Origin of the sequence: Litchfieldia salsa, from assembly GCF_900104555.1 — a bacterium.
Taxonomy (GTDB): Bacteria; Bacillota; Bacilli; order Bacillales; family Bacillaceae_L; genus Litchfieldia; species Litchfieldia salsa.
Genome location: NZ_FNJU01000018.1, coordinates 33777 through 59008 on the forward strand (window position 1 = coordinate 33777; position 25232 = coordinate 59008).

A 25232-nucleotide genomic window follows, 5' to 3' on the forward strand; every position below is an offset into this window, starting at 1 on the left:
AAACATTCTATTAAAATAAGCTTTGTTAATGGTAAAATAAAAAAACGATGAGAAGTGTTAGGGGGAACAAGATGAAAATTAAATTAGGTTTATTATACGGTGGTAAATCCGCTGAACATAAAGTTTCGTTACAAACTGCAAGAGCTGTTATTAAGGCGTTAGACTTATCAAAATTCGAAATACATCCTATATATATATCGGAAAACGGAGAGTGGAAGCGGGGAAATCAATTACTTGCTCCTGTTGAAGAGGTAGAAACATTAAAGTTAAAAGAAAATGGAGATATTGTTTCACCAGTTGCTCTTAATCATGAACTTTTTCCAACAGAATCAAGTGAACAAAAAAATGACCGTATTGATGTGATTTTTCCGCTACTTCATGGACCTAATGGTGAAGACGGGACGGTTCAAGGGTTATTAGAACTTATGAACATACCGTATGTAGGGAATGGGGTTCTTGCTTCTGCTGCTGGAATGGATAAAGTTGTCATGAAAAACATTTTTGCTCAAGCAGGAATCATGCAAGCGCGTTATGTTTCTTATATTAGAAGTGAGTGGGAAAAAGCTTCAGAACTGGCTTATGAGAAGGTGGAATCTGAACTTGGTTACCCTTGTTTTGTAAAGCCAGCTAATTTGGGTTCAAGTGTAGGAATCAGTAAGTGTCACGACCGTCAGAGTTTAGATGCTGCATTTAAAGAAGCATTTACTTATGATCGTAAAATAATCGTTGAAGAGGGAATTATCGGTAGAGAAGTTGAGGTTGGGGTATTGGGTAATGATGAACCGACATGTTCAGTCGTTGGTGAAATTATCCCGAAAACAGACTTCTATGATTATAAAGCTAAGTATGAAGATGGTAACACAGGACTTGTCATTCCTGCTGAGATCACTGAAGAGGAAAGTGACCGGATAAAAGCGGAAGCGATAAAGGCCTTCAAGGCGTTAGATTGCTCAGGTTTAGTTAGAGCAGATTTCTTCTTGACTCAAAATAGTGAAGTCATTATGAATGAAGTAAATACAATGCCAGGATTTACACCGTTTAGTATGTTTCCGTTATTGTGGCAGGAAGCGGGAGTGTCTTATCCACAATTAATTGAGACACTTGTCAATTTAGCGATTGAAAGACATCAAGAAAAACAAAAAATTAAGTACACTTTTTAATAGAAATAGAAGAGGTTGACTCAAGCTGGGTCGACCTTCTTTACCTTTTTTTAAACCTTATAAAGGGAGTGGATGGTTTGATCAATAGAATATTAATTGAAGTGAAGAAAATGGTAGATGGGTCATGTCTAGAGCAATTCAATGAAGTTGAAATAACAGGTGTTTCAATTGATACAAGAACAGTACGTGAAGGGAATTTATTTATTCCTATCATCGGTGAAAAGTTTAACGGACATGAATTTGTTGAAACAGCAATTAAAAATGGGGCTGTCGCTTCATTTTGGCAGGAGGACCAGCCTAACCCACCTCAAACGATCCCTCTTATTTATGTTAAAGACACCTTAATTGCATTACAGACTTTATCCAAAAGCTATCTAGGTAGTCTCGCGGTGAAAGTAGTGGGAATCACAGGGAGCAATGGGAAAACGACAACTAAAGACATGGTTCAAGCTGTTCTTTCTACTAAATACAAAGTCCAGAAGACTGAAGGGAATTTAAATAATCATATTGGGTTGCCTCTCACAATTTTAAGACTAGAAAAGGATACTGAAATTGCAGTGTTAGAAATGGGTATGAGTGGAAAAGGTGAAATTGAGCTTTTATCAACAATTGCTGAACCAGATGCTGCCATCATTACAAATATCGGAGAATCTCATTTACTTGATCTAGGTTCAAGAGAGGCAATTTCTGATGCGAAATTGGAAATAACGAGAGGTTTAAATCAAGATGGTCCCCTTATCTATCATGGGGAGGAGCCATTGTTGAATTCAAGAGTAGAAAAGATGCCTTACCGTAAAATTACCTTTGGCCAATCGACCAGTTGTGATTACTATTCTTCTTCATTGCAGCAAGAGAACGAAGGAACCTATTTCCAGGTGAACGAAAAAGAGCAGCCGGCCTATTTTATCCCTGTATTAGGGAAGCATAATGTTAATAATGCATTGGCCGCTATTGCTATTGCAGAATACTTGAATGTACCGAGTACCAAGATTGCTGATGGGCTAAAGAAGCTCAAGATTACGGGTATGAGAACAGAGTTAGTTAAGGGGCAGAATGGGGTAAGTATTATTAATGATGCTTATAATGCAAGTCCGACCTCAATGAAAGCAGCGATTGAACTACTCCAAGATATGAAGGGCTTTAGACAGAAAATTGTCGTGCTAGGTGACATGTTGGAGTTGGGAGAAAATGAGCGAAGTTTCCATTATGAGATAGGAAAAATTATTCAATCTGATGAGATTGATTATGTTTTTACATATGGAGAACTTGCTTCACATATCTCATTAGGAGCAAAGGAAACGTTTGAAGAAGGAAAGGTCTTTCCGTACCAGGATAAAGAGAATCTCATCAACCACTTAAAACAATTAGTCGGGGAGAATGATCTCGTTTTAGTAAAAGGATCTCGCGGAATGAAGTTGGAAGAGGTCGTTGAAGGGCTTTAAGAAGATGATGAATAGAGAAACACTCCAAGTTTTTGGAGTGTTTCTATTTAAAATTCTAATGTAAGGGTGATCATATGATTGGGTGTTTATGTATTCATGGGTTTACAGGCTCACCATATGAGGTAGAGCCATTAACTGAATATCTTCGAAAGAAGACGGATTGGATGATCGTCTCTCCTACCTTACCTGGACATGGTGAGACCTTAAGTTTGAAAGGATTAACATATAATGATTGGGTTGAGTCTGCAGAAGAAGAACTAAAGAAATTGTTTGAAAGATGTGATGAGGTATATGTGATTGGTTTTTCGATGGGAGGAATTATTGCTGGTCATTTAGCCTCTATTTACCCAATAAAAAAATTAATCTTGTTAAGTGCTGCTGTGTATTACGTAAATCCTAAGCAGTTGCTTGTCGATGTTAGAAGTATGTTGGTCGATGCTGTTAAGGGTAGTATTCAGGAAAATGAGCTTTATCAACGTTATAAAAAGAAAATTGAACAAACCCCAATAACAGCCACGATGGAATTTAGGCGACTTGTCCGTCAGGTGAGACCTAAGATAAAGGAAATACAAATCCCAACCTTAATAGTACAAGGTGAATGCGATGGCATTGTTCCTATTAAGAGCGCATATTATCTATACCAAAAAATAGCTTCTGATGAAAAAAGGTTATGTCTTTTACCTCATTCAAAGCACCATGTTTGTCATGGAGAAGATCAAGAAAAGTTATTTTCTGAAGTTGAAATTTTTTTACATAATTAATTTTTAATTGGTTGATAATATAATTAATCTTGAATATTTAATTGACCAAGTTTGCAATTGCTTATCCAAAGTGGTAAGATAACAGTTACAGTGTTAAAAGAGGGAGTTTTTGTAAAAAAACTCATAACCCTCATATTTAACTTTTTGGACGTGAACCTTGGGCATGATATCCGAAATTTTCGGAAAATGTCCTTTTTTTAAGAGTAAAAAGAGAAGTTGCTCTTATTAGGAACTGGCAATCGCCTATATTTAAGATTAAATAGGTGATTTCGCAATTGGTACAGAGGTGTAAGGTGTTTTATATAGAACGTACGTATCTTTTTGTCATCTTGTTAGGTGATTGAAATTACATATAGTTTCCTTACAGTGAAGTGACCGAAGTGAAACATATAATTGACCTAACGGGGCGTTAGTCAAGTAACTATAAGTTTATCGTCTGACAAGTCATTTTCTCATTGTAATATATGTTAATAAAAAGGAGTTTGAAAAAATTTGGCAACATTTTCAGAATTAGGTATAGGCGAATTATTAATGAAATCTATTAGCAAAATGGGATTTGAGGAAGCAACACCAATTCAGTCTCAAACGATTCCTATTGCAATAGATGGTAAGGACGTAATCGGTCAAGCACAAACAGGTACAGGAAAAACTGCTGCATTCGGTATTCCATTAATTCAAAAAATTGATATTAAAGACAACAATGTGCAAGGAATTGTTGTAGCACCTACTAGAGAATTAGCAATTCAAGTAGCTGAAGAATTAAATAAAATTGGTCAATTCAATCGTGTAAGCATCCTACCAATTTATGGTGGACAAGACATTAGTCGTCAAATTCGTTCATTGAAAAAAGGTCCACACATTATTGTTGGAACGCCAGGGCGAATTATTGACCATATTAATCGTAAAACATTACGTCTTCAGAATGTACACACAGTTGTATTAGATGAAGCGGATGAAATGCTAAATATGGGATTCATCGAAGATATCGAAGCAATCTTAAAAGGTATTCCTGAAGAGCGTCAAACTTTACTTTTCTCAGCAACAATGCCAGGTCCTATTCAACGCATAGCAGAGCGATTTATGAAGGATCCTCAAGTTGTTAAGGTTAAGACAAAAGAAATGACAACACCAAATATCAAACAATATTACGTTGAAGCTCAAGAAAAGAAAAAATTCGACTATTTAACTCGTTTATTAGATAGCCAATCTCCTGATTTGGCGATTATTTTCGGACGTACAAAGCGTCGTGTTGATGAATTATCAGAAGCACTTACATTAAGAGGATATGCTGCTGAAGGGATTCACGGTGACTTAAGTCAGGCGAAACGTATTTCTGTTCTTCGTAAGTTTAAAGAAGGATCGATCGAAGTCCTTGTTGCGACAGATGTTGCGGCACGTGGTTTAGATATCTCTGGTGTAACACATGTATATAACTTTGACATTCCACAAGATCCAGAAAGCTATGTTCACCGTATAGGACGTACAGGTCGTGCTGGTAAACATGGTATGGCTATGACTTTTGTAACACCAAGAGAAATGGGTCAACTCAAGAATGTTGAAAGAACAACAAATAGTAAAATGGAGCGTTTGACACCTCCAACACTTGATGAGGCACTTGAGGGTCAACAAAAAATGACAATCGAGAAGCTTACAAATACAATTGCTAACGAAAATATCTCTTATTATAAGCGTGCAGCTGAAGAATTGTTAGAAGAGCATGATTCAGTATCAGTTGTTGCGGCAGCAATTAAGATGATGACGAAAGAACCGGATGAAACGCCAATTAAATTGACTGAGGAAGCTCCAATGCGTAGCAGAAGAGAGCGTTCTGATGGAAACCGTGGCGGAGGAAACCGAGATGGTGGAAGAAACCGTTACAAAGGTGGTCAGCAACAAAGTAAATCTCGTTCTGGTCAAGGTGCCGGTGGTCAAGGTGGTAGTAGCAGTAGTAGAAATAGACCATCAACTGGCGGAGGAAAACGCAGAAATTTCCGCAAAACTGAAGCATAAAAATAAGGCGATGCCTTTAAAACAAAAAACAGTGTTAATACACTGTTTTTTTGTTTTGGACTTTTAAGAGCATATACACATCCACCTCCTTCATAGGCTCTATAAAGGAGGTTTTCTATTAATGAAAGTTGTTCAAGAATTTAAAGAATTTGCGATAAGAGGAAATGTAATCGACATGGGGATTGGGGTAATTATTGGAACAGCGTTCGGTAAGATTGTTGATTCATTAGTTTCTGATATCATTATGCCACCTATTGGTCTTCTCCTTGGTAGGGTCGACTTTTCAAATTTGTATATTAACTTATCGAATCGACCTTATTCATCACTATCGGCAGCAAAGGAGGCAGGAGCTGCTACTATTAATTATGGCCTTTTTATTAATTCTGTTTTTCATTTCGGAATTGTAGCTTTTGCAACTTTTATTACTATCCGCCAAATTAATAAGCTACGAAGTTCGCCAACTTCATTTTCCTCAAAGTCTTGTCCTGCCTGCTTTACAACCATTCCTGCAGAGGCATACAGATGTCCCAATTGTACATCAATGCTAGATGAATCACTTATGAATAGCCAGTCAGAGCCTGAAATGAAGATAAATATTAGTTAATGCACAAGGACCAGGGCATAATAAGTTTAGATTTGTTGAAAATGGGGTGGCTCTGGTGACAATTGTGAAATTAGGATATGTAGCAATGAGTATGAATTTAAAAAATAGTTCTCCCTCTCAAACAATGACATTAGCACAATTTAAAAAAATTAAGGACAGAGAGGCCGCTATTGCAAAACTTGAACGAATTGCAAAAAGTAATATAACAAATTGTTTGAGATTATTGAAGTATAATGTCGCACACAACATTCAATTTTTCAGGCTTAGTTCGAGGTTAATTCCTCTTGCTGGACATGAAGAGGTTGCGGATTGGAAATTTATGCGCCCATTAATAGAGCCTTTAAATGAAATTCGTGACTTTCTACAAAAACATCCCATGAGAATAGGATTTCATCCAGATCACTTTGTTGTGTTTACAACAAATGATAAAGAAATTCTTAGGCAGTCACTTAAAACCTTAAGGATTCATGAAGCGTTATTAAAAGGGATGGGAATCGACCGAGAACATCGTTGTGTTATACATATTGGTGGGGCTTATGATGATAAAGAGCAGTCACTTGAACAGTTCATTAGTAACTGGGGGGATATTCCGGTCGAGATACAGAGATTGATCATGTTAGAGAATGATGATACGACCTTCAACCTTCAGGATGCTTTGTACTTATGTGAGAAGTTATCCGTGCCAATTGTATTCGATTATCATCATCACTTAGCCTACCATGAAAATCAGGACTGGGAAGTTGAGTGGGAGAGAGTATTAGGGACATGGAAGGATTCTAAACTACCATTAAAGATGCACATCTCAAGCCCCCGGAATGAAAAGGAATTCAGAGCTCATGCAGATTATATTGATCCATCAATGTTCATGGATTTTTTATCAACCATAAAAGGTAGTGTAAATGAAATTGATTGCATGATTGAGGCGAAGGAAAAGGATAATGCTTTATTTAAGTTAATGGATGACTTAAAAAAATATCCAGAGATTGAAATAATTGATGAAGCAAGTTTTATAATTCGATAATAAGTGGATTGGTTGTAAGACCCCCATTCTTTTATGTTTTGACATCATCGTTTATACTACAAATAAAACATTGTGAGGTAGATAAAGAAATGGGGTTATTGTATGAGGGAAGCACCTCGTAAGAGAATTAGTAAACGAGCTCTTCCGGTTTGGCGTATATCCGCGGCACTAACTTCGGGTATTGGGTGGTTAACCGTTATAGCATTATTTGTAATGTCTTCTATTTATCAGTGGCCAATATGGATTTCACTAGTGGTGTTAGTGTTGTCGGTGATAGAAACTACTCTAACTGTTTTTATCATCCCGAGTGTAAGATGGAAAAGATGGAGATATGAAGTATTTGAGCATGAAATTGAGATTCAGCATGGTGTGTTTGTGATGACAAGGACAATTATCCCGATGATGCGGGTCCAGCATGTTGACACTAAACAAGGTCCTATTTTACGCGCGTATCATTTGGCATCAGTTACAATATCAACGGCAGCGACTGTTCATGAAATTCCTGCTCTCGATCTTGATGAAGCAGATCAGTTAAGAGATTTTATTTCAAAGTTAGCAAGGGTAGATGATGATGTATAGTCCAAAGAGGATGCATCCAATAGCTGCCGTCATCACTTTTATTCATCGAATTCGAGAACTCATTATTCCACTCCTTTTTTTTATTTTTATCGGTGGGAGAGATGTAAGTCCTCTTGTCGATTTATTGCAAGTGATAGGATTGATCCTCCTTTTCTTAGGTCTGCTAATCTCTGGATTTCTACATTGGTATCGGTTTACTTACCGGATTGAAGAAGGGGAATTTCGGATTGAATATGGAGTGTTTGTTCGAAAAAAACGATATATACCGATTGAACGTGTACAAACCATTGATGTGACATCAGGAGTTATCCAAAGGTTGTTTAAAGTAGTCAAAGTACAGGTTCAAACGGCTGGTGGTGGTTTAGAGCCTGAGGCTGTGTTGACAGCTATTACTGAAGAAGAAGCAGAAAAACTTCAGAGCCTTATTAAGATCTCCTCGAAAAATCAAAATCAAGAGTCAATAGAGGAAAAGGGATCAACTGTTGTTTATAAAATGAGTCAGAAAGAATTGCTTATCTCAGCAACAACCTCTGGTGGGATTGGAATTGTTTTATCTGGATTAATTGCTATTTTTACTCAAGTTGATGAACTGATTCCTTATGATAGGGTGTTTGAGGGGTTAAATGATTTTGTTCAGTTGAATATGGTCATTTACTTTATCCTTTTACTCTTTATTTTTCTTGTTTTGGCTTGGTTAATTGGAATGTTGATCATCGTTTTTAGATTTGCCAATTTCTCTGTGGAAAAATTAGAGCAAGAGCTAGTCGTTACTCAAGGGTTATTTGAAAAACGTAAGCTTACAATCCCACTAAAAAAGATTCAAGGGGTAAGAATTGTAGAAAATCCGTTTAGGCAGTTTCTGGGATATGCAACCGTCTATCTTGAAAATGCAGGAGGGTCGATCGAAGATAAAGGGGAAGGGTTTTCGACCATTCTTTTTCCTCTCATTAAAAAGAGCGACTTAGCAAATAGAATCGAACAATTCATTCCAGACTATAACGAAGAAATTAAATTTATTCCGGCCCCAAGAGGTTCTCTAATCCGATATGTCTTAAGGGCAATTCTGCCGGCGATCCTATTTATCTTCCCAATTATGATTTTTTTCCAGCCTTGGGGTTATTGGAGTCTGCTAATTCTGCCACTTGCGTTGTTGCTAGGATACATTAGATACCGTGATGTTGGTATAGGACTAGGAGGACAGGAACAACATTTAGGATTGAGATATCGGTTGTTCAGTCGGGTAACGGTTATCTTGAAAAAGAAGAGAATTCAGTCTTTACAGCAACATCAATCTCTATTCCAAGGAAGAAATTCAGTTGCTACTCTTCAAGCATCGATAAAGTCCAGTGTTACTGGCAAGAGCTTTAAAGTAGTAGATCTTTCAGAATCAGATACTCAGTCTGTCTTTACCTGGTATTCTAAAAAATAATGGTTCAAAAGAAAAGGCTGTTCACACATAGTTTGTTGTTTTAAACATAAATCATTGAAACGGTAGTTACAAGCAGGATGAATACACGTAGACTCCTGCGGGACCAGTGGCCAAAGTGAGACCCCACAGGAGCGTTAGCGACGAGGAGGCTCACTGGTCACCCCGCCGGACGCGGAGTGTATTCAGCCTGCGGCTTCCAAAGCAACAATCAATTTGAAAAGAGCCAAAGAAAAAGAGAAAGAATCGTTTTACAACGACCTTTCTCTTTTTTGTATTATTAAATTATAAATATCTACGCCGTTTACCCAATATGATTGGTGCTAAAAGGAACCCAGCAATTAATCCGAATAAGTGGCCAATAATATTTATATTTGTATTTAGGAAGGTCATTACAAGGCCGATTACAAGGATTGTGATGATTAGCTGAGAGTTCGCATAGTTAATTAAATCTTTTCTTTTCAATACCATATATAAATAGAGACCGAAGAGTCCGAAAATGGCTCCTGATGAACCTACATGTCTAAATTGCTCGTGTTGTAAGATGTAAGTCGCAATATTTGCCATGACTCCAGTGCTGAGATAAATCAAGATAAATTTAGTTTTTCCAAGCATTCGTTCTAAACCTGGACCAAATAGAACGAGTGAAAATGAATTAAATAACATATGTGTGAAACTGGCATGTACAAAGATTGGTGTAATAAGGCGCCAATATTCACCTTCTGTAATAAGTACATTGTAACCTACCATTTGATTAAGAAGGGCACCTCCTCCTAGGAATGGAAGAGCCAAAAGGATCCAGAGAAAGATGTGAATCACAATGATGATTGATATAATAGGATAAAATCTTAAGAATTCTTTAAAACTTTCGGTTCGTGTAAACATAGAAAAACTCCTTTATGCATTCTTGTGGTTAATCTTCTCTCTACTGAATGGTAGCATACTTAAGAGTAACCATCCATTACGAGAATGTTTGTACATTATATGTAAGAAATTTTTATAATAGAAGGAAGGCTTGTAAAGATGATTGTTGGTATCGGGATTGATATAGTTGAATTACATAGAATAAAAAAAATTGTTGAAAGACAAAAAAAATTTATAAATCGAATTCTTACAGAAAAAGAAATCATTCAATTTGAACAATATACTGGACATCGGAAAATTGAGTTTTTAGCTGGGCGATTTGCTGCGAAAGAAGCTTATTCAAAAGCAGTAGGGACCGGTATTGGCAAGGGTTTGAGCTTTGTTGATATCGAAGTTTTTTCGGATGAAAAAGGGAAGCCGTGCATTAAAAATAAAGGGCTAGAAACTGTTCATTTATCCATTTCTCATAGTAAAGATTATGCAGTAGCACAAGTAATTATTGAAAGCTTGTCAAGCTAGTCTGCATATTACTCAACTTTGCCTCATATATTTTATTGCAGAAGGGGAGACAAGGTGTAGATGATGATGAATGGTTGATAAAAGGTACCATTATAAGATTGCACGTTAAGCTTTATAATGTGCATTCAAAAAATACGGGGGTCAAATCAAGGTTGCTATAACACCTTTAAATGAACCATTCATCATTTAATACACCTTAGCTCTTCATTTCGTCGAAATGAGGCAAAGGGGTTGAAGGAATGAAGAAGAATTTATTGATGACAGTATTTGCAATAATTGCAATCCTAGCACTTGCGGGATGTGGGCAAAAGTCTCAGGAGGATGTCGTTAAAGCACTAGACGAAAAAGTGGAAAGTCTTACTGGTTACAAAGCAAATGCAAAAATGACATTACAAACAGGGAATGAGTCACAGGTATATGAGGTTGAGATTTGGCATAAAACACCAGATTATTACCGAGTTAACCTAAAGAATGCTCAAAAAGATCAAAGTCAAATGATCTTACGCAATGATGATGGTGTATTTGTGTTAACACCTGCACTTAACAAGAGCTTCAGATTCCAAAGTGAGTGGCCGCAAAATAGTAGTCAAGCTTACTTGTATGAATCTCTAGTAAAGGATATAGTCGAGGATCCTGAGGCGAAATTTACCGCTGATAAGGAAACGTATGTATTTGAAACAAAAACGAATTATAAAAACAATAAGATGCTTCCGACTCAAGAAATCATCTTTGATAAAAAAGATCTAACACCGTTAATGGTAAAGGTGATGGATCCAGATCGTAATCCGTTACTAGTTGTTGAATTCTCAAAGACAGAATTTAATCCTGAATTTGATGAAAATGCGTTCAATGTAGATAAAAACATGTCTGGTGCACGATTAGAAGTACCGGTAATGGGAAGTGTTGATGCTGAGCCAATGGCTGTCATGTATCCACAAGAAGAAGTGCAGGGCGTAAAGCTTGTTGAAGAAAAAGAAATCACGACTGAAAATGGTAAAAGAATTGTGATGACATTCGGTGGTGAGAAGTCATTCACGTTAATTCAAGAAAGAGCTCAAGTATCCGAGGTTGGTACAACAACTTCAGTAAGTGGTGAGCCAGTTGATCTTGGATTTACAATGGGTGCATTATCAGATCAGTCAGTATCATGGTCATATGATGGTGTAGACTTCATGCTTGCATCTGAGGACTTATCACAAGAAGAGTTATTAATGGTAGCTCGTTCAGTACAAGGGCAAGCAGTAAAATAAGTAATAGAATGAAAAGTGGCCTTTAATAGGTCACTTTCTTTTTTTCGCCTTATAACGTATATTTCATTGACAATGCCTAGTATAGGGATAATAATCTAACATATATTATAAGGGGAACAAGGATGTGTTGGTTGTGGAATGTACTTCTTTTTACCGTGATACGTGGGTTGAGGTTGATTTAGATTGTATTGAGGAAAACGTTAAATCAATGATTTCACATCTTTCCAAAGAGCAAATCGTCATTGCGGTTGTTAAAGCAAATGGATATGGTCATGGTGATGTTCAGGTTGCTAGAACGGCACTAAATGCAGGGGCGAGTTATTTAGCGGTTGCTTTCTTAGATGAAGCACTTTCTTTGCGTAGGCATGGAATACAAGCACCGATCATTGTTTTAGGTGCGTCTCGTTCAGAGGATGTTAATGTTGCTGCTGAAAACAATGTTACCTTAACGGTGTTTAATTTAGAGTGGATCATCCAAGCAAAAGAAAGGCTTGATAAGGATAAAACCGTATCGTTTCACCTGAAGTTAGATACTGGTATGGGACGGTTAGGGATAAAAGATGAAGGGGAAATGCTAGAGGTTATTAAAGTAATAGATGAGTCTCCTATGTTTCATCTAGAAGGAATCTTTACTCATTTTGCGACTGCAGATGAGCTAGATCTTTCTTACTTTCATGCACAATTTGAAAGGTTTAATCAATTTCTATCCTTGTTACCATATCAGCCTAAGTTAATTCATACTGGTAACAGTGCAACAGGGCTTCGATTTCCTGAAAAGACTTTTAATGCAGTTAGGCTCGGAATTGCCATGTATGGATTAACTCCTTCTACAGAGATGAAAGGCTTATTACCATATGAGTTAAAAGAGGCTTTCTCGCTTCATAGTAAGCTCGTCCATGTCAAAAAACTCACAGAAGGAGAAAAGGTAAGTTATGGGGCAACTTATACTGCAAATGAAGAAGAGTGGGTCGGAACGGTTCCAATCGGATATGCAGATGGATGGATTAGAAAACACCAAGGTGCAGAGGTTTTAGTTGAAGGGAATCGTTGTGAAATTATTGGTAGAGTGTGTATGGACCAATTCGTTGTGAGACTTCCACATCAACTTCCTGTAGGGAGTCGTGTCACCCTTATTGGGACTCAAGGTAATCAAACAATAGGGATAGATGAAGTTGCTAAAAGACTTGAAACCATCAACTATGAGATTCCCTGTACAATTAATTTTCGAGTACCTCGTATTTTTTTGGAAAAACAGAGTATAATTGAAGTGAGAAACACAATCCTATTGTAGGAAACATCTTCTGCTTTATGAAGGATTTAAAGGTTGTAGTTATTGTGAAGTTAGTTGCTATTTGCTTGTTTAAGAAAGTATAAAGCTTTTAAACGTAGTTTTTGTGTCTAGCTCCAGCGCCTAGCCCCTCGATTGCTTCAGACCCTTCTGGCGGAAGCGAGCTTCCTAGTCAGGGTCCTCCAGCACTTTTCGGGGCTGAACAAGGCGCTTGCGCTTTTCTTAAAAGGTAAGAAAGTATAAAAATTCGAACTTAGTTTTGGTGTCTAGCTCCAGGTGCCATCGGCTCGGGGTCATAAGCCAATCCGCCGTGAAGGTTAAAAAGCAAACCTTCAAGCCGGCCTGTCTTATGCCTGTCGCCGATAAACGGGCGCCTTGTGCTTTTCTTGTTTATGCATAAAACGTAAGTGAAGATGTCGATAATAGTGAGGAAATAAAGTAATTCGCTTTGCATCTCCTTATTTTAATGGTATTATTAAAGGTGGAATAGAATAATTATGGTGTGTAGTTATGGTGGAGGTGTATGTTTGTGTCTGAATCCAGCGCAACAACTGAAATATTGATTCGTTTACCACAAAACTTAATCAGTGAATTAGACGGACTAGTTAAGCAAGAGAACGGGAATCGAAATGAACTAATTTATCAAGCGACAAAAATGTACCTTCGTGAGAGAAAGAAGCGTCATATTCGTGAGTCTATGAGACGTGGTTATATGGAAATGGCTAAGATTAATCTAAACATCGCATCAGAGGCTTTTTTAGCTGAATCTGAGGCAGATCACACCGTAGAACGCTTAGTTAGCGGGGGGTAATCAATTGATTGTTAAACGTGGCGACGTGTATTTTGCTGACCTCTCCCCTGTTGTTGGTTCAGAGCAAGGCGGCGTTCGTCCAGTTCTTGTCATCCAAAACGATATTGGGAATCGGTTTAGTCCCACAGTCATTGTTGCAGCAATAACGGCGCAAATCCAAAAGGCTAAATTGCCAACCCATGTAGAAATTGATGCAGAAAAATATGGCTTTGAGCGAGACTCAGTTATTCTTCTAGAGCAAATTCGAACAATTGATAAGCAACGTCTAACCGACAAAATTACCCATCTTGACGAAGAGATGATGGACAGAGTGGATGAAGCCTTACAAATCAGTTTGGGACTCATCGATTTTTAGGTATTATTTTATTCAATATATGATGAAGCTGCCACTTTGGTAGCTTCTTTTATTATATTTGGGAAAAACTAATTGAAAATCAAAATGGAGGAATAAAGAATTGGATCAAAAAAGCTTCAATCAACTAATTGAGAAATATGGGATCTTCCTAGAGAAAGCAAATATACCATACCAATACATAGATCAAACTGCATTAAGAATTCAAGGGGTTCAGGTAAACGCTAAACAACATCAACAAGTAAACATTCTTATTCAATGGGATTTATTAGATACTGCATACAACTTGTTCGACTCATACACCCCATCTGATATTAAGCGGGATCAGTTACAAGCGATGTTTATGTTTGTAGACAGTGGTTATGACATAAAGATTCATTGCTCTTTTAATACAACAATAAAGACAGATCCATATCGAATAAAAGTAAGTGTTGGAAATATAGAGGTATGGTGTAGGTCGCTGTATTCATATCTTTATGAAGTTAATCCTTCTTATGTAGGAGAGATTGAGACATATCTTCAAGAAAAACAACGTGATTTGAATTCAATTAATGAACAAGCTTGGAATCAAAATAACTATCAAGCTCTTCTAAATCGTTTCGGCTCACCAGAAGAAACAGCTAAGAAAATAAAAGAAAATCCAGATTGGCGATTACATCCTTTCAGAAAGTATCTTGGAGATCTATCATCAAAAAAAGTTATTCACCTTTTAGGCTCCAATGGAGTGAAAGGAACTGCAATAGCCTTACTTGGTGGGGAGGTCACGATTGTGGACTTCTCGATGGAGAACCAAAGGTTTGCTGAAGAAGTTTCAGGACACGCGGGTGTTTCTATTAATTATATACTCTCAGACGTGATGTCATTAAACAAGCATAGCCTTGCAACATTTGATATTGTGTTAATGGAATTAGGGGTTCTCCATTATTTTATTGATCTCCCTTCATTAGCGTCTATTGTGAGTGAATTATTGGAGCCTAATGGAGTCTTTATTCTTCATGAATTTCATCCGATTTCAACTAAGTTGATTACTTCTAGTGGGAAAAAACATAAGGTAGACGGGAATTACTTTGATCCATCTCTTGTCACGTTGGATGTTGCCTTTTCAAAGCATCTGACTGAGGAGGAAAAGAAGGATTTAGCAAAGGTGTATCAAAGACAGTGGAATATTGGTGAGGTCATTACAACCTTTGCGAAAAAGGGGATCTATGTAGATGTGCTTGAGGAGGAACCAAATCATAAGGTTCATGATATAGGCTTGCCGAAAACATACACACTTGTTGCTAGGAGAGTATAGAAGGACTGGATATCCAGTCCTATTTTTGTTACAAAAATATAGCAATTATTTTACAATAATTGAACAAAGGGAGGAATTCGACAATTTATACAGAAGTATTAAATAAGGCAATATTGTTGAATAAGCTGTCTATGGATGAAATAATAGGAGATGATAGGTCAGTCTTGGGAAGAATAAGGGGGAAACCATGAATAATTATATTTTACATTTTCTAGATCAAAACAAAACAACTATTGTCGAACAATGGATTAACGAAATAAAGGTAGTTGGAGAACAAAAGCAATTATCAGCAGGTCCTGATGATAACATGTTCGTTTCCACAAGTAAGGAATTCATTGAAATCATCATGTCTAATTTAAACAAAGACAAAGATGGTTTCTCGTCTAAGCTAACAGATTTTTCTAGCAGAATCATTCGTTTAGGATGGCCATTAACCTATGTAATAGAAGGCTTACAAGCATTCAGAAGTGTGCTCTTAAAAAAAGCTTTTAATGAAAAGGTAGCTGAAAATGATTATTTACTTGTGCTTAATGAAGTGGACCAGTGGATTGACCCTATTATTAGTGAAATGATTTCTCTGTACTCTGGGAATTGGGAACAAACAGTTTCTCTGCAGAAGGTTGCACTGCAGGAGCTATCAGCCCCACTTATTCCTATTTTTGAAGATATTACAATTATGCCATTAATAGGAACGATCGATACTGAAAGAGCTAGACAAATTATGGAGAATCTTTTGCAGGGAGTGGTAAAGCATCGTTCAGAAGTCGTGTTAATCGATATTACAGGTGTACCTGTGGTTGATACGATGGTTGCCCATCACATTATTCAGGCAGCTGAGGCAGTAAGGCTTGTAGGAGCGAAATGCTTACTTGTTGGAATTCGACCGGAAATTGCTCAGACAATTGTTAATCTTGGGATTGATTTAAATCAATTTATTACGAAAAGTACTTTGAAAAGAGGAATTGAAACGGCCTTAGAAATGACCAATCGTAAAATGGTGAGACTTGGTGTGGAGGGGTTAGATTGAGAATTCCTATTCTAAAGCTTTATCAATATTTAATTATATCTATTCAGTGGGAGCTGGATGATCAAACTGCACTAGAATTTCAAGAGGATTTGCTGAATAAACTACATGAAACTGGCGCAAATGGAGTTTTGATCGATTTAACATCAATTGATTTTATTGATTCCTTTATTGCTAAGGTATTAGGTGATGTCATCAAAATGGCTAATCTGATGGGAGCTAAGGTTGTTATTACGGGTATCCAACCTGCAGTTGCTATTACTCTTGTTGAATTAGGGGTTCATATGGAAAACGTGATTACCGCCCTTGATTTAGAGAAAGGGATAAAAAATCTGCAAATCGAATTGGGGGAAAATCCATGGGAATCCAGCAGCCCTGTGTGAGGATAACAACAGAATGGGACATTGTTGCTGCAAGGCAACAAGGCCGTATAGCTGCTAAAGATCTTGGATTTAGCACAGTGGATCAAGCTAGAATCACTACCGCTATATCAGAATTAGCAAGAAACATTTATTTATATGCAGGCAATGGAGAAATCTGTATTCAAAGATATACGCACGCAGGAAAAGTTGGATTGCAAATAAAATGCAGTGATAGTGGACCTGGAATCACTGATATTAGACAAGTAATGCAGGATGGATTTTCAACATCTGGTGGATTAGGGGCAGGATTGCCTGGTGTTAAGCGATTAATGGATGAGTTCGAAATTGAATCAAACCCTGGACAGGGGACAACAATTACTACAGTCAAATGGCTTCGATAAGGAGGTAGCTTACATTGGAATTTCGGGATGGCATGGAAAAAAGGTATAACCAAATTCTTAAGAATTACTTGAATGAAAAAGATGAAAAAGCATTATATTTAGGACAAAAGTTTAGCCGTAAGTCGATTGAACATTTGGTTCCACCTGAAGAAATGATTAGTCTTCATCGAAATACCGTTAAAGAAATTTTTCCGAATTTACCAAAGGAGGTTATCGATTCATTTGATTTTTTAATAGAGGTTATGATTGGATATGGTTTAGCCTATCAAGAACACCAAAGCTTAAGGTTTCAACAACAGGAACTTAAATCAGAAATTGAAATTGCAGCTTCAGTTCAGCAATCCTTACTTGAAACAACGATACCATCTGTTGGATGTTTAGATATTGGAGCTATTAGTGTACCCTCTAAACAAATGAATGGAGATTATTTTCATTTTGTCTCAGATGACAAAAGCAGTATTAGTGTTGCTATTGCTGATGTTATTGGGAAAGGGATTCCGGCTGCTCTTTGTATGTCTATGATTAAATATGCGATGGATAGCCTTCCGGATTATAGAATAAGTCCTAGTGGGGTTTTAGAAAATCTTAATAGAGTGGTCGAACAGAATGTTGATATGGGCATGTTTATTACAATGCTTTATGGTTTGTATAGAACAGATGACCATGTATTTACATATAGTTCTGCAGGCCATGAACCGGGCTTTATCTATAATAAAGAACAAGATGAATTCTTCGATATGAAGACAAAAGGATTAGTTTTAGGTGTGAACCCTTATACAAAATATCGACATTTCGAACTCAAATTAAATATAGGGGATATGATTATCCTCCTTTCAGATGGAGTAACTGAATGCCGAGTTAATGATGAGTTCATCGAAAGAGAAGAAATTACTTCTTATATTAAAAAATATAACCATCTTCCGGCGCAAGAAATTGTTGAAAATGTATATCGTGAACTTGAAAAACTACAAAATTTTGAATTAAGAGATGATTTCACATTTATTATTTTAAAAAGATGTGTTTAATAGATAATCATTTAGGGTATTAGTAAGTAAATAATAAATCTAATAAGAGGTGAAAGGTATGAACATCCTTATAGACGTTAGAGATCTTAATGATAGTAAATATGTAACAATAAGAGGCGAAATAGATGTATATACTGCTCCTGAGCTGAAAGAGCAACTTCTGCCAATATCTGAAATGGAAAAGGTTAACATGATTGTAGACCTAAGGGGAGTTTCCTACTTAGATAGTACAGGCTTAGGGGTATTTATTGGGATTTTCAAAAATGTCCAAAAAAATCATGGTGAATTCAAGCTAGTCGGGCTGTCTGAACGACTTGAGCGTTTATTTTCAATTACCGGTTTATCAGAAATTATGACGATAGAACGTAAGTTAGAAGGTGAATTAACATGAATCAATCATTCGATTATGTAGAGATGAAGGTACCAGCAAAAGCCGAATATGTGGGTGTAGTACGGTTAACGCTGTCTGGAATAGCAAGTAGGATGGGATTTTCCTATGAAGCGATAGAAGATTTAAAGATTGCTACAAGTGAAGCTTGTACAAATGCTGTGCAACATGCCTATCACAAGAATGAAGGTGGAGAAATTACGGTTGGTTACGGTTTATATGATGACAGACTTGAGGTGATGATTGCTGATAATGGGAAAAGTTTTAATTTTGAGCAAATGAAAGAAGAAATAGGACCACATTCAGTTGATCAATCCATTGAAAAGCTTCCTGAAGGCGGCCTAGGGCTATATTTAATCGACACCTTAATGGATGAAGTTAAAGTACACCATAAGTATGGGGTAACAGTATTTATGACAAAGTATAGATATAGAGAGAAGGTGGAGAGCGATGCCAAAACCATCTCAAGCTTTGGCACAAACTAATATAGAGACATGTGAATTAGTTAATAGATTTCAAGAACTAAATGACCGGGATGCAGAACAAGAGTTAGTCGAGAAATACACAAAACTTGTTGAATCACTTGCAAGAAAATATTCGAGGGGAAAAGATTATCACGAAGACATTGTCCAAGTTGGGATGCTCGGATTACTAGGTGCAATCCGAAGGTTTGATTCCTCCTTTGGTAAGAGTTTTGAGTCTTTTGCAGTACCGACTGTTGTAGGGGAGATTAAGAGGTTTTTGCGTGATAAGACATGGAGTGTTCATGTCCCTCGTCGTATAAAAGAAATGGGCCCAAAAATTAAGCGAACAGTTGATGAGCTAACAATTGACCTTCAGAGATCACCGAAAATAGAAGAGATAGCTGCATATTTAGACCTATCAGAAGAAGAAGTATTAGAAGCCATGGAGATGGGGAGGGGTTATAATGCCCTATCAGTAGACCATTCAATAGATGCAGACTCTGAAGGTGGAACAATGACTTTGCACGATATTATCGGTGAGAATGATGAAGGATATAAAATGGTTAGTGAACAGTTAATCATTGAGGATGGTTTGCATGTGCTTGATGAACGCGAGCAGAAAATTATACACTTAACCTACTTAGAAAATTTAAGTCAAAAGGATACAGGGGAATTGCTAGGTATTTCTCAAATGCATGTATCAAGATTACAACGGAAAGCATTAGATAAACTTAGACAAGCAATCAAAGTCTAGTTCGGAGTTGGAAAATGACCTTATCGAATCAATCTGATAAAAAAATTGATATATATGGCTACCAAGTCCCAAAGAAAAGCCAGGTTATTTGTGGTGATCGCTATTTTTGGATTGATACAAAGGACTATTTTCTTTGTGTGCTGTCTGATGGTTTAGGGAGTGGGGAAGCTGCTTATATGGCTTCTTCAGCGGTCATAAGGGAGATAGAGCAGTCTCATGATGAAGATGTACAAACATTAATGGAGAAGTGTAATAAAGCCCTGAAATCAACAAGAGGAGCAGCTGTTGCAATTATAAAGGTTTACTATAAAAGTAGAGAATTTGTTTATAGCTGTGTAGGCAATTTGAACTTTTATCTATTTTACCCATCCGATAAACTAATATATCCTCTCCCAGTGATGGGTTATTTGTCGGGTAAACCCCAACGATTTAATACTCAACGATACTCCTATGTCCCAAATTCTAAATTCCTTTTTCATTCCGATGGGGTTGAACCTCGATCTATTAAATCCTTATTAAGAACTTCTATGAGTCTAGATGAACTTGTGGTAAGGGTGCGTCAAAATGAACATTTAAGAACAGATGATTTTACTTTTATTGCAGGATTCTTATCGTAATTGGTATAAAATGATGGCTAAGCTACAAATATAAGGAAGCATTTGTTAAAATAAAAGGATAGTGTGTAAGTTGATAGTTGTAGGAGGAAAAGAGATTGGTTGAAACATTAGAGAAGAATGAAAGACTTATTAAAACAATTGCTTCAGACTTAACCATTGATAGAAAACAAGTTCTTAATGTTATTTCATTACTAGATGAAGGTAATACAGTACCATTTATTGCGAGATATCGTAAAGAAGTAACTGGCTCCTTGGATGAGGTGCAAATTAAAGACATACAAGATAAATGGCAATATATGCAAAACCTAGAGGCGCGAAAAGAAGAAGTAATTCGATTAATTTCCGAACAGGGTAAATTAACTGATGATCTTAATAAAGACATTCTTAAAGCAACAAAACTTCAACAAGTTGAAGATCTTTACCGCCCTTATAAACAAAAAAGAAGAACAAAAGCAACAGTTGCTAAAGAAAAAGAGTTAGAACCACTTGCTGAATGGTTTTACACATTCCCTAAAAATGTAAATATAGAAGAATATGCTGCTTCGTTTCTTTCTGAAGAAAAGGAAGTGCTTTCGATTGAGGAAGCAATACAAGGGGCAAAGGATATTGTAGCTGAATGGATTGCTGATGAACCCTCATTTCGTCAATATATTAGACAAGAAACCTTCTCTAAAGGGAATATTGAAACGACGGTAAAGGACCAAGATAAGGATGAAAAGCAAGTATTTGAAATGTACTATGATTACAAAGAACCCATACATAAAATTGTTCCACACCGTATTCTTGCGTTAAACCGCGGAGAGAAAGAGGAGGTATTACGTGTATCTATACTAACCCCTCAGGATAGGATCACGAACTATCTCCGAAGAAAAATCATTAAAAATGATCATTCACCAGTAGTGCCTTATATTATCGAAGCGCTCGAAGATAGTTATAAAAGATTAATTGAACCTTCGATTGAACGTGAGATTCGTAAGGAACTAACTGAAAAGGCCGAAGATCGTGCGATACATATCTTCTCTGAAAACCTACGTAATCTACTATTGCAACCACCACTAAAAGGCAAGATTGTATTAGGTCTTGATCCAGCTTATAGAACAGGTTGTAAGTTAGCTGTTGTTGACGAGACTGGGAAGGTTCTGAAAATAGAAGTAATTTATCCACATCCACCAGTTAATAAAAAGGTTGAGGCAAGAGAAAAATTTGTAAATATCATAAAAGAATACAATGTTGAAATGGTCGCAATCGGTAATGGGACAGCTTCAAGAGAATCTGAGCAATTTGTTGCTGAAATTCTAAAGGAACTCGACAGAGGTATCTTCTATCTTATTGTGAATGAAGCTGGTGCAAGTGTTTACTCGGCCTCAGAAATTGCAAGAGAAGAGTTTCCGGATTTCCAGGTTGAGGAAAGAAGTGCCGTATCAATCTCAAGGCGTCTCCAAGATCCACTGGCTGAATTAGTTAAAATAGACCCGAAATCCGTTGGTGTTGGTCAATATCAACATGATGTATCCCAAAAGAAATTAAATGATTCCCTGACATTTGTTGTAGAAACAGTTGTAAATAAAGTCGGGGTAAATGTAAACACGGCATCTCCTTCACTTCTTCAATATGTAGCGGGTTTATCAAAAGCTGTTGCAAATAATATTGTGAAGCAAAGAGAAGAAATGGGTAAATTTAAAAACCGTAAAGAATTAAAGAAGATCCCGCGATTAGGTGCTAAGACGTATGAACAATGTATTGGGTTTTTGCGTATTGTAGATGGAGACGAGCCGTTAGATCGTACAGGTATTCATCCTGAAAGCTATACTGAAGTGAAGAGCCTACTGAAAAAACTAGGTGCAACAACACAGGATCTTGGGAGTGAAAAACTCAAAGAAGCTCTAGCGGCATTATCAATTGAAGAAACAGCAACTGAATTAAGCATGGGTGAAATTACACTAAAGGACATAACTGATGCTTTAATTAGTCCTGCTCGTGACCCAAGAGATGAACTACCAAAGCCTTTGCTTAAGAAAGATATCTTGAAGCTTGAAGATCTACAAAAGGGGATGGAACTAGAAGGAACCGTCCGAAATGTAGTTGATTTCGGAGCCTTTGTTGATATCGGTGTGAAACAGGATGGTCTTGTACACATTTCGAAGTTGAAGAAAGGTTTTGTTAAGCACCCTCTTGAAGTTGTTTCAGTAGGGGATGTTGTTAAGGTTTGGATTGAAGATGTCGATGCTAGAAAAGGCAGAGTAGCATTAACGATGCTTACGCCGGATCAGTCTTAATGATTAAAGAAAAACACTGCTTTTTATGAGCAGTGTTTCTTTCTATAAAAGTACCAGCATTGATTAAGTACTTTAATTTGGTACCTATTTTTTTCATAATATGCACGTTGCATCTGGTTCTTTAGCCATGATGGCATATATCATACCTCCTTTTTTGATAAAATGGGTATGTGTAGTATGTAGTGTATGCAAAACTGGGATGTCCTGTTCATATTAATTTTTACCTATGAGTAAGGAATCATTCTGCCTTATTTAGGAGTATGTGAATTGTTTTAATGAATAGTATGTGTTGGATGAAATAGAATTTAGCTGTATTTGTCCTAAGTCTGGGGGTATTTTTGTGAATGAAAAAAGATTACAAGAACTAGTAGAAACAATATCTTCTGATATTTTTGGGAAGCCTTTTAAGCACCAAGCAAGATTTAATAGCCGATTACAAACGACAGGTGGAAGGTATCTTCTTAAAAGTCATGATATTGAATTAAACCCTAAATATTATTTGGAACGTGGAGAACAAGAACTTATTGGGATTATAAAACATGAACTTTGTCATTATCACCTGCACCTTGAAGGAAAAGGTTATAAGCATCGTGATCAAGATTTTCGTCAGTTATTAAAAAGTGTAGATGCTCCACGTTTTTGTAAACCTTTGGATTCAGTGATGAAAAGAAGAGTAACAACCCAATATCTTTACGAGTGTAATAAGTGTCGTCAACGCTATATTAGGAAAAGAAAAGTAGATACAGCTAGATTTGTATGTGGGAAATGCTCTGGAAAATTAGTTCAATTACAAGAATAGGTTGACTCTATTATATATCGTGTGATAAAGTATATAAGCCGTCGTCAAAACGGTATTGATTATAAAATTAGTAAAGAGTCTTGACAAGACAATGAGCTGTTTTTATAATTAGAAGAGTCGTAAATAAGACAACTTTATTCCACAGTAGCTCAGTGGTAGAGCTATCGGCTGTTAACCGATCGGTCGTAGGTTCGAGTCCTACCTGTGGAGCCATACGGGGAAGTACTCAAGTGGCTGAAGAGGCGCCCCTGCTAAGGGTGTAGGTCGCGCGAGCGGCGCGAGGGTTCAAATCCCTCCTTCTCCGCCATTCTTTATATGGCCCGTTGGTCAAGCGGTTAAGACACCGCCCTTTCACGGCGGTAACACGGGTTCGAATCCCGTACGGGTCATACTAATGGGAAGTGAGTAACAATAGCTCACCTCCCATTTCTCTTCTATAATGGAGGATTAGCTCAGCTGGGAGAGCACCTGCCTTACAAGCAGGGGGTCGGCGGTTCGATCCCGTCATCCTCCACCATTACCGTCATTATTGTATTGTGGTTTCTATTATCGCGGGGTGGAGCAGTCTGGTAGCTCGTCGGGCTCATAACCCGAAGGTCGCAGGTTCAAATCCTGTCCCCGCAACCAAACGTTTGGTCCCGTGGTGTAGCGGTTAACATGCCTGCCTGTCACGCAGGAGATCGCCGGTTCGATCCCGGTCGGGACCGCCATCTATCCATTAACTTCCACTTGATATAATGTGGAGAAAAGGGTAATATTGATTTCTGTTGTTTTAACAGAGTTTCAAAGTTAATGAGGAATAAAGTTATCGTTAGTGTCTTTTTAATATCTTAGTTCACCTTTTTAAAGGAAATTAAGGTTTAATTAGTACAAAGTTATGTCGACGATATTTCGTGATATTTCCTTCTGAAATATCCCAAAATATCCTCTTGTGAAGTGAATTCATGTAGCTTAATCGAAGAAGTAATTCGTGAAGCTAACTCAATGGGCTATAGCCAAGCGGTAAGGCAACGGACTTTGACTCCGTCATGCGTTGGTTCAAATCCAGCTAGCCCAGCCATTTTACGAGCCATTAGCTCAGTTGGTAGAGCATCTGACTTTTAATCAGAGGGTCGAAGGTTCGAGTCCTTCATGGCTCACCATTTTTATCAAACAGATTTACTAATTATCATGCGGGTGTGGCGGAATTGGCAGACGCGCTAGACTTAGGATCTAGTGTCATTGACGTGGGGGTTCGAGTCCCTTCACCCGCACTTTGTTCGCGGTCGTGGCGGAATGGCAGACGCGCTAGGTTGAGGGCCTAGTGGGAGTTGATCCCGTGGAAGTTCGAGTCTTCTCGACCGCACCAAAAATGTATTTCAAAAAAAGTATTGACCTATTAGTTCTGCGATGGTATTATAGGAAAGTCGCTAATTTAAGTAATGCGCCCGTAGCTCAATTGGATAGAGCGTCTGACTACGGATCAGAAGGTTATGGGTTCGACTCCTTTCGGGCGCGCCATATGAATTTGCGGGAAGTAGCTCAGCTTGGTAGAGCACTTGGTTTGGGACCAAGGGGTCGCAGGTTCGAATCCTGTCTTCCCGACCATCTATATAACAAAATAATGCGGGTGTAGTTTAATGGTAAAACCTCAGCCTTCCAAGCTGATGTCGTGAGTTCGATTCTCATCACCCGCTCCAATTAAGTTCTTTGAAAACTGAACACAATAAACAAACGTCAACGTTTTAAATTAAGTAACAAA

General features: G+C 37.4%; 26 protein-coding genes and 13 tRNA genes. 37 read left to right on the top strand and 2 right to left on the bottom strand.

Going from position 1 to position 25232, the window contains the following annotated elements:
* Positions 1-71 precede the first annotated feature (71 nt).
* From BLQ56_RS21180 to BLQ56_RS21215, 8 genes are all read left to right on the top strand, one after another.
* Positions 72-1160, top strand: coding sequence for a D-alanine--D-alanine ligase (locus BLQ56_RS21180; RefSeq protein ID WP_090859329.1), 1089 nt, complete (start codon positions 72-74; stop codon positions 1158-1160).
* A gap of 77 nt (positions 1161-1237) precedes the next feature.
* Positions 1238-2602 carry a UDP-N-acetylmuramoyl-tripeptide--D-alanyl-D-alanine ligase gene (locus BLQ56_RS21185; protein ID WP_090859331.1) on the top strand — a complete coding sequence of 455 codons (1365 nt, stop codon included), beginning with the start codon at positions 1238-1240 and terminating at the stop codon, positions 2600-2602.
* 74 nt (positions 2603-2676) lie between these two features.
* On the top strand, positions 2677-3363 hold the full coding sequence (locus tag BLQ56_RS21190) for an alpha/beta hydrolase (RefSeq protein ID WP_090859333.1): 687 nt from the start codon (positions 2677-2679) through the stop codon (positions 3361-3363).
* Between the two features lie 492 nt (positions 3364-3855).
* The gene (gene cshA / locus BLQ56_RS21195; protein WP_090859335.1) at positions 3856-5373 is read left to right on the top strand and encodes a degradosome RNA helicase CshA; all 1518 of its coding nucleotides are present in this window, start codon (positions 3856-3858) and stop codon (positions 5371-5373) included.
* Between the two features lie 121 nt (positions 5374-5494).
* Positions 5495-5977, top strand: a complete 483-nt coding sequence (gene mscL, locus BLQ56_RS21200; protein ID WP_090859336.1) for a large-conductance mechanosensitive channel protein MscL — start codon at positions 5495-5497, stop codon at positions 5975-5977.
* Positions 5978-6032: 55 nt separating this feature from the next.
* The gene (uvsE, locus tag BLQ56_RS21205; RefSeq protein WP_090859338.1) at positions 6033-6998 is read left to right on the top strand and encodes a UV DNA damage repair endonuclease UvsE; all 966 of its coding nucleotides are present in this window, start codon (positions 6033-6035) and stop codon (positions 6996-6998) included.
* A 102-nt stretch (positions 6999-7100) separates the two neighbouring features.
* The gene (locus BLQ56_RS21210) at positions 7101-7577 is read left to right on the top strand and encodes a PH domain-containing protein (RefSeq protein ID WP_090859340.1); all 477 of its coding nucleotides are present in this window, start codon (positions 7101-7103) and stop codon (positions 7575-7577) included.
* The gene (locus tag BLQ56_RS21215; protein WP_175490414.1) at positions 7570-9006 is read left to right on the top strand and encodes a PH domain-containing protein; all 1437 of its coding nucleotides are present in this window, start codon (positions 7570-7572) and stop codon (positions 9004-9006) included. Before BLQ56_RS21210 ends, BLQ56_RS21215 begins: the two co-directional genes overlap by 8 nt.
* Positions 9007-9288: 282 nt before the next feature.
* On the opposite strand, the gene BLQ56_RS21220 is transcribed toward BLQ56_RS21215, so the two are convergent.
* Positions 9289-9888, bottom strand: coding sequence for a rhomboid family intramembrane serine protease (locus tag BLQ56_RS21220; RefSeq protein WP_090859344.1), 600 nt, complete (start codon positions 9886-9888; stop codon positions 9289-9291).
* A 138-nt stretch (positions 9889-10026) separates the two neighbouring features.
* On the opposite strand from BLQ56_RS21220, the gene acpS reads away from it, so the two are divergent.
* The 15 genes from acpS (at position 10027) to BLQ56_RS21295 (ending at position 22692) form a co-directional block, all read left to right on the top strand.
* Complete coding sequence (gene acpS / locus BLQ56_RS21225) at positions 10027-10386, top strand: holo-ACP synthase (protein WP_090859346.1); 360 nt, start codon at positions 10027-10029, stop codon at positions 10384-10386.
* Positions 10387-10625: 239 nt separating this feature from the next.
* Complete coding sequence (locus BLQ56_RS21230) at positions 10626-11636, top strand: LolA family protein (protein WP_175490415.1); 1011 nt, start codon at positions 10626-10628, stop codon at positions 11634-11636.
* Between the two features lie 133 nt (positions 11637-11769).
* A complete protein-coding gene (gene alr, locus BLQ56_RS21235; protein WP_090859376.1) occupies positions 11770-12927 on the top strand; it encodes an alanine racemase in 1158 nt (385 codons plus the stop codon).
* Between the two features lie 526 nt (positions 12928-13453).
* On the top strand, positions 13454-13735 hold the full coding sequence (locus BLQ56_RS21240) for a CopG family ribbon-helix-helix protein (RefSeq protein ID WP_078543053.1): 282 nt from the start codon (positions 13454-13456) through the stop codon (positions 13733-13735).
* Between the two features lie 4 nt (positions 13736-13739).
* Positions 13740-14090, top strand: coding sequence for a type II toxin-antitoxin system endoribonuclease NdoA (gene ndoA, locus BLQ56_RS21245; protein ID WP_078543052.1), 351 nt, complete (start codon positions 13740-13742; stop codon positions 14088-14090).
* Between the two features lie 100 nt (positions 14091-14190).
* Positions 14191-15381, top strand: coding sequence for a class I SAM-dependent methyltransferase (locus BLQ56_RS21250; RefSeq protein ID WP_238457340.1), 1191 nt, complete (start codon positions 14191-14193; stop codon positions 15379-15381).
* A gap of 187 nt (positions 15382-15568) precedes the next feature.
* Positions 15569-16408, top strand: coding sequence for an STAS domain-containing protein (locus tag BLQ56_RS21255; protein ID WP_090859348.1), 840 nt, complete (start codon positions 15569-15571; stop codon positions 16406-16408).
* Positions 16405-16788, top strand: coding sequence for an STAS domain-containing protein (locus BLQ56_RS21260; protein ID WP_090859350.1), 384 nt, complete (start codon positions 16405-16407; stop codon positions 16786-16788). Before BLQ56_RS21255 ends, BLQ56_RS21260 begins: the two co-directional genes overlap by 4 nt.
* A complete protein-coding gene (locus BLQ56_RS21265) occupies positions 16764-17168 on the top strand; it encodes an anti-sigma regulatory factor (protein ID WP_090859352.1) in 405 nt (134 codons plus the stop codon). Before BLQ56_RS21260 ends, BLQ56_RS21265 begins: the two co-directional genes overlap by 25 nt.
* A gap of 14 nt (positions 17169-17182) precedes the next feature.
* Positions 17183-18193 (top strand): PP2C family protein-serine/threonine phosphatase, encoded by a 1011-nt coding sequence (locus BLQ56_RS21270; protein WP_090859354.1) that lies wholly within the window; start codon positions 17183-17185, stop codon positions 18191-18193.
* A 58-nt stretch (positions 18194-18251) separates the two neighbouring features.
* Complete coding sequence (locus BLQ56_RS21275; RefSeq protein WP_090859356.1) at positions 18252-18584, top strand: STAS domain-containing protein; 333 nt, start codon at positions 18252-18254, stop codon at positions 18582-18584.
* Positions 18581-19066, top strand: a complete 486-nt coding sequence (gene rsbW, locus BLQ56_RS21280; RefSeq protein ID WP_090859358.1) for an anti-sigma B factor RsbW — start codon at positions 18581-18583, stop codon at positions 19064-19066. The genes BLQ56_RS21275 and rsbW overlap by 4 nt, the downstream gene beginning before the upstream one ends.
* Positions 19032-19799 (top strand): RNA polymerase sigma factor SigB, encoded by a 768-nt coding sequence (gene sigB / locus BLQ56_RS21285; RefSeq protein WP_090859360.1) that lies wholly within the window; start codon positions 19032-19034, stop codon positions 19797-19799. Before rsbW ends, sigB begins: the two co-directional genes overlap by 35 nt.
* A gap of 14 nt (positions 19800-19813) precedes the next feature.
* Complete coding sequence (locus BLQ56_RS21290; protein WP_090859362.1) at positions 19814-20416, top strand: PP2C family serine/threonine-protein phosphatase; 603 nt, start codon at positions 19814-19816, stop codon at positions 20414-20416.
* 95 nt (positions 20417-20511) lie between these two features.
* Complete coding sequence (locus BLQ56_RS21295; RefSeq protein WP_090859364.1) at positions 20512-22692, top strand: Tex family protein; 2181 nt, start codon at positions 20512-20514, stop codon at positions 22690-22692.
* 23 nt (positions 22693-22715) lie between these two features.
* Here BLQ56_RS21295 and cmpA read toward each other — a convergent pair whose 3' ends face one another.
* Positions 22716-22829, bottom strand: coding sequence for a cortex morphogenetic protein CmpA (cmpA, locus tag BLQ56_RS21300; protein WP_090859366.1), 114 nt, complete (start codon positions 22827-22829; stop codon positions 22716-22718).
* A 203-nt stretch (positions 22830-23032) separates the two neighbouring features.
* On the opposite strand from cmpA, the gene BLQ56_RS21305 reads away from it, so the two are divergent.
* From BLQ56_RS21305 to BLQ56_RS21370, 14 genes are all read left to right on the top strand, one after another.
* Positions 23033-23491, top strand: coding sequence for a SprT family protein (locus BLQ56_RS21305; RefSeq protein WP_090859368.1), 459 nt, complete (start codon positions 23033-23035; stop codon positions 23489-23491).
* A 138-nt stretch (positions 23492-23629) separates the two neighbouring features.
* Positions 23630-23704 (top strand) — tRNA-Asn (locus BLQ56_RS21310).
* Positions 23705-23707: 3 nt separating this feature from the next.
* Positions 23708-23798: transfer RNA gene (locus BLQ56_RS21315), tRNA-Ser, on the top strand.
* 10 nt (positions 23799-23808) lie between these two features.
* Positions 23809-23880: transfer RNA gene (locus BLQ56_RS21320), tRNA-Glu, on the top strand.
* A 52-nt stretch (positions 23881-23932) separates the two neighbouring features.
* Positions 23933-24008 (top strand) — tRNA-Val (locus tag BLQ56_RS21325).
* A gap of 33 nt (positions 24009-24041) precedes the next feature.
* Positions 24042-24118: transfer RNA gene (locus BLQ56_RS21330), tRNA-Met, on the top strand.
* 7 nt (positions 24119-24125) lie between these two features.
* Positions 24126-24201, top strand: a tRNA-Asp gene (locus tag BLQ56_RS21335).
* 275 nt (positions 24202-24476) lie between these two features.
* Positions 24477-24551, top strand: a tRNA-Gln gene (locus BLQ56_RS21340).
* Positions 24552-24557: 6 nt separating this feature from the next.
* A tRNA-Lys gene (locus tag BLQ56_RS21345) sits at positions 24558-24633 on the top strand.
* 30 nt (positions 24634-24663) lie between these two features.
* Positions 24664-24744 (top strand) — tRNA-Leu (locus BLQ56_RS21350).
* A gap of 8 nt (positions 24745-24752) precedes the next feature.
* A tRNA-Leu gene (locus BLQ56_RS21355) sits at positions 24753-24839 on the top strand.
* Between the two features lie 75 nt (positions 24840-24914).
* Positions 24915-24991: transfer RNA gene (locus tag BLQ56_RS21360), tRNA-Arg, on the top strand.
* Positions 24992-25001: 10 nt separating this feature from the next.
* Positions 25002-25078: transfer RNA gene (locus BLQ56_RS21365), tRNA-Pro, on the top strand.
* 18 nt (positions 25079-25096) lie between these two features.
* Positions 25097-25170 (top strand) — tRNA-Gly (locus BLQ56_RS21370).
* Positions 25171-25232 lie beyond the last annotated feature (62 nt).